The sequence below is a fragment of the Pontibacter chitinilyticus genome, assembly GCF_039748935.1.
Taxonomy (GTDB): domain Bacteria; phylum Bacteroidota; class Bacteroidia; order Cytophagales; family Hymenobacteraceae; genus Pontibacter; species Pontibacter chitinilyticus.
The window spans coordinates 13,325-25,537 of the sequence record NZ_JBDIZJ010000013.1; the positions used below are offsets into that span (position 1 = coordinate 13,325).

Annotated in this window: 9 protein-coding genes; 5 read left to right on the plus strand and 4 right to left on the minus strand. The window is 50.8% G+C overall.

Features of this window, described 5'->3' with window-relative positions; genetic code table 11:
• Positions 1-2 precede the first annotated feature (2 nt).
• The 4 genes from dnaJ (at position 3) to ABDW72_RS16880 (ending at position 6,409) form a co-directional block, all read left to right on the plus strand.
• The gene (gene dnaJ / locus ABDW72_RS16865; RefSeq protein ID WP_347159773.1) at positions 3-1,154 is read left to right on the plus strand and encodes a molecular chaperone DnaJ; all 1,152 of its coding nucleotides are present in this window, start codon (positions 3-5) and stop codon (positions 1,152-1,154) included.
• Positions 1,155-1,342: 188 nt separating this feature from the next.
• A complete protein-coding gene (locus ABDW72_RS16870; RefSeq protein ID WP_347159774.1) occupies positions 1,343-2,254 on the plus strand; it encodes an ABC transporter ATP-binding protein in 912 nt (303 codons plus the stop codon).
• Positions 2,247-3,593 (plus strand): ABC transporter permease, encoded by a 1,347-nt coding sequence (locus tag ABDW72_RS16875; protein WP_347159775.1) that lies wholly within the window; start codon positions 2,247-2,249, stop codon positions 3,591-3,593. The genes ABDW72_RS16870 and ABDW72_RS16875 overlap by 8 nt, the downstream gene beginning before the upstream one ends.
• Positions 3,594-3,817: 224 nt before the next feature.
• Positions 3,818-6,409 carry a M1 family metallopeptidase gene (locus tag ABDW72_RS16880; RefSeq protein WP_347159776.1) on the plus strand — a complete coding sequence of 864 codons (2,592 nt, stop codon included), beginning with the start codon at positions 3,818-3,820 and terminating at the stop codon, positions 6,407-6,409.
• Positions 6,410-6,725: 316 nt separating this feature from the next.
• On the opposite strand, the gene ABDW72_RS16885 is transcribed toward ABDW72_RS16880, so the two are convergent.
• Positions 6,726-7,073, minus strand: a complete 348-nt coding sequence (locus ABDW72_RS16885; RefSeq protein ID WP_347159777.1) for a HesB/IscA family protein — start codon at positions 7,071-7,073, stop codon at positions 6,726-6,728.
• 160 nt (positions 7,074-7,233) lie between these two features.
• On the opposite strand from ABDW72_RS16885, the gene ABDW72_RS16890 reads away from it, so the two are divergent.
• Entirely contained in the window at positions 7,234-7,767 is a 534-nt protein-coding gene (locus ABDW72_RS16890; protein WP_347159778.1) for a DUF7935 family protein, read from the plus strand.
• Between the two features lie 99 nt (positions 7,768-7,866).
• Here ABDW72_RS16890 and ABDW72_RS16895 read toward each other — a convergent pair whose 3' ends face one another.
• The 3 genes from ABDW72_RS16895 to bshA all read right to left on the minus strand — a co-directional run bounded on the left by ABDW72_RS16895 (position 7,867) and on the right by bshA (position 12,151).
• On the minus strand, positions 7,867-8,967 hold the full coding sequence (locus tag ABDW72_RS16895) for an aminotransferase class V-fold PLP-dependent enzyme (protein ID WP_347159779.1): 1,101 nt from the start codon (positions 8,965-8,967) through the stop codon (positions 7,867-7,869).
• A gap of 6 nt (positions 8,968-8,973) precedes the next feature.
• Positions 8,974-10,866, minus strand: coding sequence for a phosphoglycerate dehydrogenase (serA, locus tag ABDW72_RS16900; RefSeq protein WP_347159780.1), 1,893 nt, complete (start codon positions 10,864-10,866; stop codon positions 8,974-8,976).
• A 148-nt stretch (positions 10,867-11,014) separates the two neighbouring features.
• Complete coding sequence (gene bshA, locus ABDW72_RS16905; RefSeq protein WP_347159781.1) at positions 11,015-12,151, minus strand: N-acetyl-alpha-D-glucosaminyl L-malate synthase BshA; 1,137 nt, start codon at positions 12,149-12,151, stop codon at positions 11,015-11,017.
• Positions 12,152-12,213: the final 62 nt, after the last annotated feature.

Below are 12,213 nucleotides of genomic sequence, written 5' to 3' on the forward strand. Positions count from 1 at the left end.
CAATGGCTAAAAGAGATTATTACGAGGTGTTGGGGGTAAGCAAGAGCGCCTCGCAAGAGGAGATCAAAAAGTCTTACCGCAAAATAGCCATTAAATTTCACCCGGATAAAAATCCGGACGACCCGACTGCGGAGGATAAGTTTAAAGAAGCGGCTGAAGCGTACGAAGTGTTGAGCGACGAGCAAAAGCGCCAGCGCTACGACCAGTTTGGTCATCAGGGATTGAACGGCGGCTTTGGCGGCGGTGGCGGCATGAACATGGAAGATATCTTCTCCCAGTTCGGCGATATTTTTGGTGGTGGCGGCGGAAGTCCGTTCGAAAGCTTCTTTGGTGGTGCCCGTTCCGGTGGTGGACGCCGGACGCGCAAAGGCAGTAACCTGCGCATCAAGCTGAAGCTGAACCTGGAAGAAGTAGCCAACGGCGTAGAAAAAAAGATCAAGGTAAAACGCTATGTAGCTTGCGCCGCCTGCGGTGGCAATGGTGCTAAAAACGGTACCGACATGCAGACCTGTAACACTTGCCAGGGTTCAGGCCAGGTACGCCAGGTGGTAAACACCATGCTGGGCCAGATGGTCTCTACTACTACCTGCCCTACCTGTAACGGCGAAGGCCGTATTGTAACGCATAACTGCGAAGTGTGCCACGGCACCGGCCGCGAGCAGCAGGAAGAAGTAATTTCTATCAATGTGCCGGCTGGCGTAATGGATGGCATGCAGCTGTCGATGGGGGGCAAAGGTAATGTGCCAGAGCGCGGCGGCGTACCCGGCGACCTGCTGATCCAGATTGAAGAGGAGCCACATCCAACCCTTAAACGCGACGGCAACAACGTTATCTTCGACCAGTATATCAGTTTTGTAGATGCTGCTTTGGGCGCAGATATTGAAGTACCAACCATTTCAGGCAAGGTGAAGATCACTATAAAGCCCGGTACGCAAAGCGGCGAGATTTTCCGGCTGCGTGGCAAAGGCATCAAAGACCTGAACGGGTATGGCAAAGGCGATCAGCTGATCCACATCAATGTATGGACGCCGAAGACGCTGAACAACGAAGAGCGGTCGCTGCTGGAAGGATTGCGGGAGTCTGACAACTTTGCACCGCACCCCGGCAAAAGCGATAAAGGCTTCTTTGAGAAAGTAAAAGACTACTTTCAGTAAAGCTAACCCGTTTACATAAGTATAAAAGCCGGCCTTTTCACGCGAAGAGGCCGGCTTTTATACTTGGGTGGGCAGATGATGTGCGCACGCGCTGTGAAGTATGGCTTTGAGACAAACATTCTTAACAGAATATATTTGCCGGATGAAAGGATAAAGCTATTTTTGATTAAACTTTAATAGGACCGGCATTGAGCATTCTAAAAATTGAGAACGTAAGCAAGCATTACGCTAACCACATGGCGCTCGACGACGTGAGCTTTGATATACCGGCAGGTTGTATCTTTGGCTTGCTGGGGCCGAACGGCGCTGGCAAAACATCGCTTATCCGCATTGTTACCCAGATTACGGGAGCCGATACCGGCAACATATACTTCAAAGGCGAGCGCCTGCGGCCATCGCATATCAAAGACATGGGCTACCTGCCCGAGGAGCGCGGTCTCTACAAAAAGATGCGGGTAGGCGAGCAACTGCTTTACCTGGCGCAGCTCAAAGGGCTCAGCAGAAGTGAAGCAACTGCACGCATCAAGGCATGGGTAGAGCGCTTTGAAATTCGGGAGTGGCTGAACAAAAACATTGAGGACCTCTCGAAAGGTATGCAGCAAAAGGTGCAGTTTATTGCCACCGTGCTGCACGAGCCCTCCCTCATCATCCTCGACGAGCCTTTCTCCGGCTTCGATCCTATCAATGCCAACCTGATCAAAGACGAGATACTGCGCCTGCGGGAGCGGGGCGCTACCATCATCTTCTCTACCCACCGCATGGAATCGGTAGAGGAATTATGCGATAACATTGCCTTGATCAACCATGCGCACAAAGTGCTGGACGGACCGGTGAAGGAGATCCGGAATGCCTATAAGACCAACACCTTTCAAGTAATTGGCAACGGACAGCTACTGGTGCTGTCGCCGGACTTTGAAGTGCTGGAGCAGCACGAGAATCACGGCATTTTCAGGACGAACATTAAGCTGCTGAATGGCTCCAGCCCCAACGACCTGCTGCGTTACCTCATCAGCCGGGTAGAAGTGCATTCGTTTGTGGAACTGGTGCCAAGTATAAATGATATCTTTATCCGGAAAGTAAAAGAAACACACCATGCATAAGATCTGGTTAATCGTGCAGCGCGAGTATATCACACGTGTGCGCAAAAAGAGCTTCATCGTGATGACGCTTGTCACGCCGCTGCTGCTGGCGGTGTTTATGGTGCTGCCCGGCCTGCTGATCGCCATGTCGGGCGACAGCTCCGAAACCATTATGCTGCTGGATGAAAGTGGCTTGTTTGCCAATAAACTGGAGAGCAAGAACGACCTGAAGATCGTGCCGATCACCGGCACGCTGGAGCAGGCCAAGCAGATCTATAAAGAGACCGACAACACCGCGCTGCTGTACATCCCGAACATCACGCTGGACAACCCAACCGGCATCAGGATCTTCTCGAAGAAAAACACCAACCTGCAGACGAAAGTACGGCTGGAGAATATGCTGGAGAAAGAGGTGGAAAACCAACGGCTGATTGCCTCGGGGCTAAACCGGGAACTTCTTAAAAATATAAAAGCCAACATCAGCGTAGCCTCTGTAAACCTGGGCGATGAAGGCGAGAAAGACAACAATGCCTTTGTAACCTCCGGAGCAGGCGTGGCGGGTGCATTTGTGATATACTTCTTCATCTTTTTATACGGCGTGCAGATCATGCGCGGCATTATTGAAGAGAAGACCAGCCGCATTGTGGAGGTGATCATCTCGTCGGTAAAGCCTTTTCAGTTGATGATGGGCAAGATCTTAGGGATAGCTGCTGTTGGCCTTACGCAGTTCTTGCTATGGGTGGTGCTCTCGTTGATCGTTGTCACGGGGGTGAAGTCAGCGTTTGACATTGCGCCTGCACCGACACCAATGGAGCAACTGGCAGCCGGACAGGCCGCTGCTGCGGGCGAAGCACCTGATCAGGAGGAAGTGGCTGCACAGAAAGACGGCGCCTCGGCAATGGTGGCCGATACCCTGACAGCTATCAACAACCTGAACCTGCCGCTGATTTTGGGGTGCTTTCTGTTTTACTTTCTTGGGGGGTACCTGCTGTATGGCTCGCTTTTTGGGGCAATCGGGTCGGCTGTAGACAATGAAACAGACACCCAGCAGTTCATGTTTCCTATCACTATTCCGCTGATCCTGTCGTTCATCCTGTCGTATTCGCTGGTGCTTAAAAACCCCGACGGACCTGTATCCTTCTGGCTCTCCATCATTCCGTTCACTTCTCCTATTGTGATGATGGTGCGTGTGCCGTTTGGCGTGCCGGCCTGGCAATTGGTGCTGTCGATGAGCTTGCTGGTGCTGGGCTTTATCTTTACCACCTGGCTGGCATCCCGCATTTACCGCGTGGGCATTCTGATGTATGGTAAAAAAATAAGCTACAAAGAATTGTCTAAATGGTTGTTTTATAGGATATAAAACAACCATTTAGAAGTAGGTTTCAGGCCTTGTGGCACAGCAGTTTTCTGTGTAACAAGGCAGAAGGGGCACCCTTTCCCCAAGGTGCCACGTAGGCGTAATGGGAGCATCATAAAAATGTCCATTAACACTATTCTGCATTTCTTCCAGTTTACTCTCTCAGCGCAGTTAAAAGTGACACTGCGCCTCTACTACGTATTGTCTGATTTATAATAAACGTGTACATGAATAAGTATAAAATTGTGTTGTCTTTGCTCTTGCTGTTTGGCGCTTTTCATACCGAAGCCCAGCAGCAAACGTCGCAAAGCACTACTGCTGCCTATGACCAGCACGAGGTGTTTAACCCTTTGTTCTACCCAGCTACTACCGATGTGTACCGGTCTTCGGGCGGACAGCCCGGCCCGAAATACTGGCAAAACCGCGCCGATTACAAGCTGAATGTTGTCCTGGATACGGCACAGCACCGGGTAAGCGGTACCTCACTGATCACTTACACCAACAACAGCCCCGATGCGCTGCCTTTCCTATGGCTGCAGGTAGACCAGAATATTTACAAAGAAGACTCCCGGGCAGAAGCAGCCAGTGAGGTAACCGGTGGGCGATGGGCCAATAAGTCCTTCACCCAAGGAGAAGAGATAAAATCAGTATCCGTCATGCACAAGCGCAAATCAGAAAGCGCGACTTACCTGATCACGGATACGCGCATGCAGGTAAAATTGAAGGAGCCGCTGGAACCCGGTAAAAAGATCACGCTGAAAGTAGAGTTTGCCTTTACGGTGCCTGAATACGGCACCGACCGCATGGGGCGGCTAAACACAAAGAACGGGTGGATTTATGAAATCGCTCAGTGGTACCCGCGCATGGAAGTATACGATGATGTGTCGGGATGGAATACGCTGCCATACCTGGGAGCCGGTGAGTTTTACCTGGAGTATGGCGACTTTGATTATACTGTTACAGCTCCTGCCGGGCTGGTAGTAGTTGGTTCCGGCGAACTGGTAAACCCCAAAGAGGTGCTAACACCTGCCGCCTTCAACCAGTTAGAGAAGGCCAGACAGAGTGACAAAACAGTTATTATCAGAGATGCTGTAAGTGCGAACACAACGGCTAATGGAAAGAATGGCCTGCTAACGTGGCATTTTAAATGCCAAAACTCGCGCGACGTAGCTTGGGCTGCCTCCAAAGCTTTTCTGTGGGATGCTGCCCGTATTAACCTGCCTGGTGGCAAAACAGCACTGGCACAGTCCGTTTACCCGGTTGAAAGTGCTGGCGACAGTGCCTGGGGGCGTTCTACAGAGTATGTAAAGCATGCCATCGAACTCTACTCAGATAAGTGGTATGTATACACGTACCCTGTTGCAACTAATGTGGCAGGTATTGTAGGTGGTATGGAGTATCCGGGTATTGTGTTCTGTGGCTATAAAAGCCGTGGCAGCAGCCTCTGGAACGTAACCAACCATGAGTTCGGGCACAACTGGTTCCCGATGATCGTGGGCTCGAACGAGCGCAAGTATGCCTGGATGGACGAAGGCTTTAACACGTTCATCAACGATGTGGATACCAAGGTATTTAACAACGGCGAGTACTACAAAAAGGAGGATGTGCAAATGGGGGCTCCCAGGATGTTTAGCCCGGATGCCGACGCTATCATGAATATACCGGATGTGATTCAACCCAGCTATTTGGGTTACGCCGCTTACAACAAACCAGCGCTGGGACTTCAGATCCTGCGGGAGCAGATATTAGGTGAAGCACGGTTCGATTATGCTTTCCGTAACTACATCGACAACTGGGCATTTAAGCACCCGACGCCCTGGGACTTTTTTCATGCGATGGACAACGCCGCCGGAGAAGATCTGAGCTGGTTCTGGAACGAGTGGTTTATGACAACCTGGAAACTGGACCAGGCCGTGCAGAGCATCCAGTATGTGGCGAACGACCCTGCCAAAGGCTCCTTGATTACTCTGGAGAACAAAGGCCGAATGGCGCTACCGGTTACTGCCCTGGTGCAGGAGGAGAACGGGAAAGCAGATACCGTGCGGCTGCCGGTAGAAATATGGCAAAAAGGTAGCACCTGGACGTTCCCATATAAATCGACTTCTAAAATCACAGCCGTAACGCTTGATCCGGACCACCGCCTCCCCGACATAAACCCTGAAAATAATGCGTTAAGTGCAATTCCTGTTAAGAAAGGCATCACAGCGCAGACTGTCATCCAAACCTACCTGAATGCTATTGGCGGTGCTGATAAGCTAAAGGCCGTACACGACTTAAGTATGAGCGCGACGGGCCAGGTGCAGGGAGCAGAATTGCTGATGCAGACCAAGTACATACTTCCGGATAAGTTTTATGCAGAAATGTCTATTCCGGACTACAACATGTCGTTGATGCATCTGGTTGTGAATGGAGACAGCGTGAAGGTGCAGGAAAGGAACAACCGCATGGCGCTGGATGGTGCTGCCCGAAAACAAATGAAGGTAGCCTACCAGCTTTTCCCCGAGTTGGACTATACTAAAAAAGGATACCAGATGCAGTTAGATCCGGTGCTTCAGGTGGTGAAAGGGCAGCTGGCTTTTCTGGTTACGGTAACGACTCCGGAAGGCATAAAGCTGCAGAGCTACTACGATGCCGAAACCGGCTTGAAAGTAAAGCAGGTGATAGGGGAGCCCGGCAGCGCAATTACTACGTTGTGGAGTGATTACAAGCCTGTAGAAGGCGGCATCAAGCTTCCGTTTACCGAAATCACCTCCGGAATACCGTTTGAAGTACAGGATGTGAAGATAAACAGTGGCTTGTCGCAGGCAGCCTTTAAATAAAGTAACTGGTTTTCTGAAACGAGTGGGTAGCACAAGCCCGGCCATACGTTGGCCGGGCTTGTGTATGTATAAGCAGGCAGTAGCTGTCTCGCCAGCATGGCTCAGAACGGCGGTCTGCCTGGAGAGTACCTGCAGGCTGGCCTAATCAAAAACAGGCAGCTGTCCATCGCGTTTTATACTTCAAGCTACTTATTGGGAAGCTTCTGATCCAGCATGACGCTGCAGGCATATAGCGCGTGCAGAACGGCCTGAAAGCAGTAACGCCCGGCACAGGTGCCGGGCGTTACTTATCTAAAGAGAAAGAAGGATCCTATACTTAGGAGGAGAAAGAACTGCCGCAGCCACAGGTGCTGGTTGCCTGCGGGTTGTTAAACGTAAAGCCACGGGCATTCAGGCCATCTTGGAAATCAACCTGCATGCCTAGTACGTACATGGCGTGCTTTTTATCCATGATCAGGTCTACGCCCTCCAGGTGAAAAATTTCATCTGAATCTTTTGGCTTATCAAAGCCCAGCAGGTACGACATGCCAGAGCAGCCACCACCCTGCACGCCTACGCGCAGGCCGTATTCTGCCGGTACATTTTTTTCCTGCATTATATTTTTAACCTCAACCAAGGCTTTATCTGTCAGTGTAATAGGAGCAGTTTTTGTTTCTGTTGCCATTATGTATGCTGTTCGTTATTTGTAGGCACAAACTTACACAATTCTGCCGAATTAAGTGTGCTGGTCTGCGTTTGTACTACTTAAACAGCCTGCACCCGTAAATGATTCATGTATCCAAAATTAATTTTTTGCGATATTTATACTTTCTAACTTCGCTTGCATGGAACAATTCCTCATTTTTATCATAGACCTTCTGAAAATTGCTTTACCCGCTCTGATCGTGGCTGTCGCCATGTATTACCTGGTAAAGAAACATTACGAGCGCGACTACAAAGTACGGTTGCTGGAACTACGTCAGAAAAATGCGGAGGTGGTGCTGCCGATACGGCTGCAGGCTTATGAGCGCGTGGTGCTGCTGCTCGAACGGATAACGCCCAGCAACCTGCTGCTGCGCGTAAGTGGTGGCGGCCACACCGCAGCCGAGTTTCACCGTTTGCTGCTCGCCGAGATACGCAATGAATTCAACCATAACCTTTCGCAGCAGGTGTACATGACAGAGCAAGCCTGGCAGCAGGTAAAGCATGGCCGCGAAGAGGTGGTGAGCCTTATCAACAAAACCTACCATGAGTTGCCCGAGGGCGCGCGCGGCACTGATCTGGCCAAACGCATCCTGGAGACTGTGCTTGTCTCAGAGCAGGACCCAACCGCCCGCGCCCTCAGCTACATAAAGCAAGAGATAGGACAAGCTTTTTGAGTTGGGGAGTTAAAGAGTTTAGGAGTTAGAAAGTTAAAGGGTTAGAAAGTCACTCATTCTATTTCAATCTTTCACTCTCTAACTTTCAAACTCCCAAACTCAAAACAGCTCTTCTAGCTTTGCTACTAACTGTTGCATCTGTGCCACGGAATGGGCCGGGAAGTTCGCGATGCGGATTTGCTTTTCTTTATAGTCGCCGTAGCCGCTGCCTACCTGCATGTCATACTTGGCCAACTGCTTGTTTACTTCGGAGGCAGGTACGGTGGTGTTAGCTACGATCGTAGTTTTAGACTGGTGCGCCGGATTTTCCACAGCAGGAGAGAAGGCTTTGCTGCTACCCAGGAAAGTATAAATTAGATCGGCTTTTTGCTGCGTTTCTTCCCGGATGGTCTCAATCCCTTTTTGCAGCATATCGTCCAGCACCTGGCCCAGCAGGTAAATGTCGAGCACGTTGGGCGTTTCGACGGTTTGGCTGGTTTTAGCTTTGCTCAGTGCCGCCGGAATGCTGTGGTAGGAACCCAGCGAAATACCTTTGGCCTGCATCGCTTCCGCTTTGGCAATGCAGCGCTCGTTGAGCAGCCACACGCCCAGTCCGGCCGGTAGCCCGAAGCATTTCTGCACCGAGAAGTAGACCGAATCTATTTTGCTGTAATCGAAAGCCGGAATAGGCAAAGATGAAACGGCATCCACAAAAATGAGGGCATCCGCACTGACTTTCTCCCGGAACCTGTTAATCGCTGCGACAGGCAGCCAGGCACCGGAGCTGGTCTCATTCTGGATCAGCCCCACCAGTTCGGCAGAAGCCGGTACAGTTATACCATCCACCTCAAAGCCCTGGCAGAAGGGCGCCTCATACTTGGTTGCTTTGCGGCCCAGTTCCACGGCCACCTGGAAGAAGCGCTTGGAGAAGGAACCGTTCACCAGATGGAAGCTTTCCTGCTCCACTGTGTTCTGAATGGCGCGCTCCCAGATCTCATTCGCCGAAGACATGAACAGCACCTCGTAATTATCCGGAAGCTGCAGCAGCTGTTTCAGCCCTGCTTCTGCTTTGGCATAAATGTCTTTGAACTGCTGGCTGCGGTGCGAAATACTGCCGATCTTTTCCTGCAGGGCCGTATGCATGTGCTGCGGCACCGTCGGGTATAACTCTGAAGGGCCGGGTGTAAAGTATACTTTATTGTTCATGATGGTGGTACGCACTACGCGTTAGTAAAGTATGCGGAACTTGGTAGTATGGGGTACCTGTCGCATGTCATTGATCACCTGCTTATCATACGCCTTGTCGATGTCGGTGATCACGTAGCCGATCCCTTCGTTCGTTTTCAGATACTGGCCCAGAATGTTAACGTGGTTATTTGCCAGCACCTGGTTGATTTTAGCCAGCACGCCCGGCACGTTAGCATGAATATGGATAAGGCGGTGTGCATTTTTAAGTTCCGGCAGCTGGATGTTCGGGAAGTTAACGCTTTGGTAGGTGTTGCCCGAGTTGATATAATCCATGATGCGGTTCGGTACAAAGTTGGCGATGTTCACCTGCGCCTCCGATGTGCTGCCTCCAATATGCGGTGTTAAAATTACATTAGGTAAGCCCCGCAACTCACTCACGAAAGGCTCGCTGTTGGTCGCTGGCTCTTCCGGAAATACATCCACGGCAGCGCCACGAAGTTTACCGGATTTTAGGCTTTCTACCAGTGCTGCAATATCCACTACGTGGCCCCTGCTCAAGTTCAGGAATAAGGCGCCGTCTTTCATGGCGGCAAATTCTGCGGCTCCGAATATATTCTTGTTCTCCGGGCGGCCGTCCACGTGCAGCGTCACAAAGTCAACCTTCTCCAGCAACTCATGCAGCGTATCGCACTTGCGGGCATTTCCCAGTTGCAGCTTCTCCACCACATCGTAGTAGTATACTTCCATGCCCATGGCCTCTGCCAGCACCGACAGCTGCGCCCCAATGTTGCCATAGCCGACGATGCCCAGCTTCTTATCGCGCACCTCGTAACTGCCGGCTGCTGATTTATCCCAGATGCCCTCATGCATTTTACTGCTCTTGTCAGGTATGCCGCGGCTTAGCATAATGATCTCACCTATGGCCATTTCTACCACACTGCGCGTGTTGCTATAAGGCGCGTTGAATACTGTGATACCGGCTTCAAGGCAGGCATCCAGGTCAATCTGGTTGGTGCCGATACAAAAAGCCCCTACGCTCATCAGGCGGTTGGCATGCTCCAGCACCCGGCGGGTAACGTGCGTTTTGCTACGGATACCAAGTATAGACACGCCCTGTATGCGCTCGCACAGTTCATCTTCACTTAGCGCGCCGGGTATCGTTGTTACCTGGTAGCCTTCGCGGCGAAACAGCTCCACCGCCTGCGGATGGATGTTTTCGAGCAGCAATACACTAATACGGTTTTTAGGGTAGGAGATAGCCATCGGTAATTTGTTCTGGTATAAGAATTCATCCAGGCTGGGAGCAATGTGCTCTGCTTTTTCCACCACCTTGTCGCGGGTAATGTTTTCTGTAAAAGCGTAGAACTTGTTTGCCAGCCCGGCTTCTTTGATCTCGTAGTCTGTGTAGCCGTCACCCAGCACATACACATCGCCTGCCAGGGCCAGTTGCTCCAGCAGTTTGATCTTGCCTTTGTCCAGGCTAAGTACGTTCTGCTCGTCAAAGCCAACAAGGTTTCCCTGCTCATCGGTTTTGAAGGTGTTGGCATAAATATTTTCCTGCTTTATACCATATTCGGTCACGATAGGCGTGATGAACTCCTTGAAACCACTGGAAACAATAAAAATATGATCGGCAAACTGTGTCAGAAATTCTTTATTGCGGCGCACCGACTCCGATACTTTGTCTTTTAACCGGGAGATGAGCAGCGGCAGGTGTTTTTGGTTGGCTTGCAGCAGGGCCAGTCGTTTTTCTAATCCTTCTGCAAAAGAACTCTGGCCATTCATGGCGCTATCGGTTAGCTCTTTTACCTGCTGCAGTATGTCCTCTTTATTGTCGTCGCTTTGTAAGGTGATCTCGCCCAACTCGTCGAGGGCTTCCACCTTGGTAAAGGTGCTGTCAAAATCAATTATAAAGTACTTTTCCTTGCTCATGGAAACTGCTTTTAAAGTTTTGGGAAGATGCCCGGCGGGCATACCGTGCATGCCTACGAGGGAATTGTGAAAATTTCTGAAAATTTACACAAAAATTACGGAGACTTAGGTAGAAGTGGTGTTTTTTGTATGATAATATTAAATTATACTACAAAACAGCCATTTGCTCGTTAATGGTTTTGGTGTAAAGCGCTTCGTAGCGTGGCACGATCTTGTCGACGTCAAACTCCCGCGCCCGCGCGAGCGCGTTGGCTTTGAAGGTTGGTAAATGCGCATCGTCCAGCACATACAAAGCATGCTGCACCATCTCATCCACAGCTCCTACCGGGCTCACAAAACCGGTCACCCCATCTATGTTGAGCTCCGGAATACCGCCGGCATTAGTCGAGATAACAGGCACCTCACAGGCCATCGCTTCCAAGGCTGACAGACCAAAGCTCTCTTTCTCCGATGGCATCAGGAACAGGTCCGCAATCGACAGCACCTCCTCTACGGCCTCTAGCTTGCCCAGAAAGCGGGTGTCTTGACAAATTTCCAGTTCGCGGCAGAGTTTCTCCATCTTGGGCCGTTCGGGACCATCGCCTACCAGCAGCAGCTTGCTCGGGATATGCTCACGCACTTTAGCGAAAATGCGGATGACGTCCTGCACACGTTTTACCGTACGGAAGTTGGACGTATGAACCAGCAGTTTTTCGGAGTTCGGGCTGATAGCCATCCGGAAATGATCCTTTTTCTGGCGCTTGAATTTATCCAGGTTGATAAAGTTGGGGATCACTTCGATATTTTTCTCTATCTGGAAGTATTCGTACGTTTCCTGCCGCAGGCTCTCCGACACGGCCGTAACGCCATCCGACTGGTTAATGCTGAAGGTAACCACGGGCTCAAAAGAAGCATCTTTGCCCACCAGCGTAATGTCGGTGCCGTGCAGGGTGGTGATGATCGGGATGTTGATGCCTTTGGTGCGCAGGATCTGCTTGGCCATGTAAGCCGCCGAGGCATGAGGAATGGCATAGTGCACGTGCAGCACATCCAACTTTTCAAATCGAACGATATCGACCATTTTGCTGGCCAGCGCCAATTCATAAGGCGGGTACTGGAATAGCGGGTAAGAGGGGATGTATACTTCGTGGTAAAAGAGATTTTCGTTGAAGAAATCGAGGCGTGCCGGCTGGCTATAGGTAATAAAATGGATCTTATGACCTTTCAGCGCCAGAGCTTTTCCCAGCTCTGTGGCTACTACGCCGCTCCCCCCGAAAGTAGGGTAACAAACTATTCCGATTCTCATTTTCTGTTTCTGTGTAAACGACAAGTGCAGCCTACGAGGGTGGCTGCACCTGCTAAACTACC

What these genes read in the sequence shown, in the direction of transcription:
- dnaJ (WP_347159773.1), top strand. Translation starts at nt 3, where the DNA reads ATGGCTAAAAGAGATTATTACGAGGTGTTGGGGGTAAGCAAGAGCGCC.
- ABDW72_RS16885 (WP_347159777.1), bottom strand. Translation starts at nt 7,073, where the DNA reads ATGGCAACAGAAACAAAAACTGCTCCTATTACACTGACAGATAAAGCC.
- ABDW72_RS16880 (WP_347159776.1), top strand. Translation starts at nt 3,818, where the DNA reads ATGAATAAGTATAAAATTGTGTTGTCTTTGCTCTTGCTGTTTGGCGCT.
- bshA (WP_347159781.1), bottom strand. Translation starts at nt 12,151, where the DNA reads ATGAGAATCGGAATAGTTTGTTACCCTACTTTCGGGGGGAGCGGCGTA.
- serA (WP_347159780.1), bottom strand. Translation starts at nt 10,866, where the DNA reads ATGAGCAAGGAAAAGTACTTTATAATTGATTTTGACAGCACCTTTACC.
- ABDW72_RS16890 (WP_347159778.1), top strand. Translation starts at nt 7,234, where the DNA reads ATGGAACAATTCCTCATTTTTATCATAGACCTTCTGAAAATTGCTTTA.
- ABDW72_RS16875 (WP_347159775.1), top strand. Translation starts at nt 2,247, where the DNA reads ATGCATAAGATCTGGTTAATCGTGCAGCGCGAGTATATCACACGTGTG.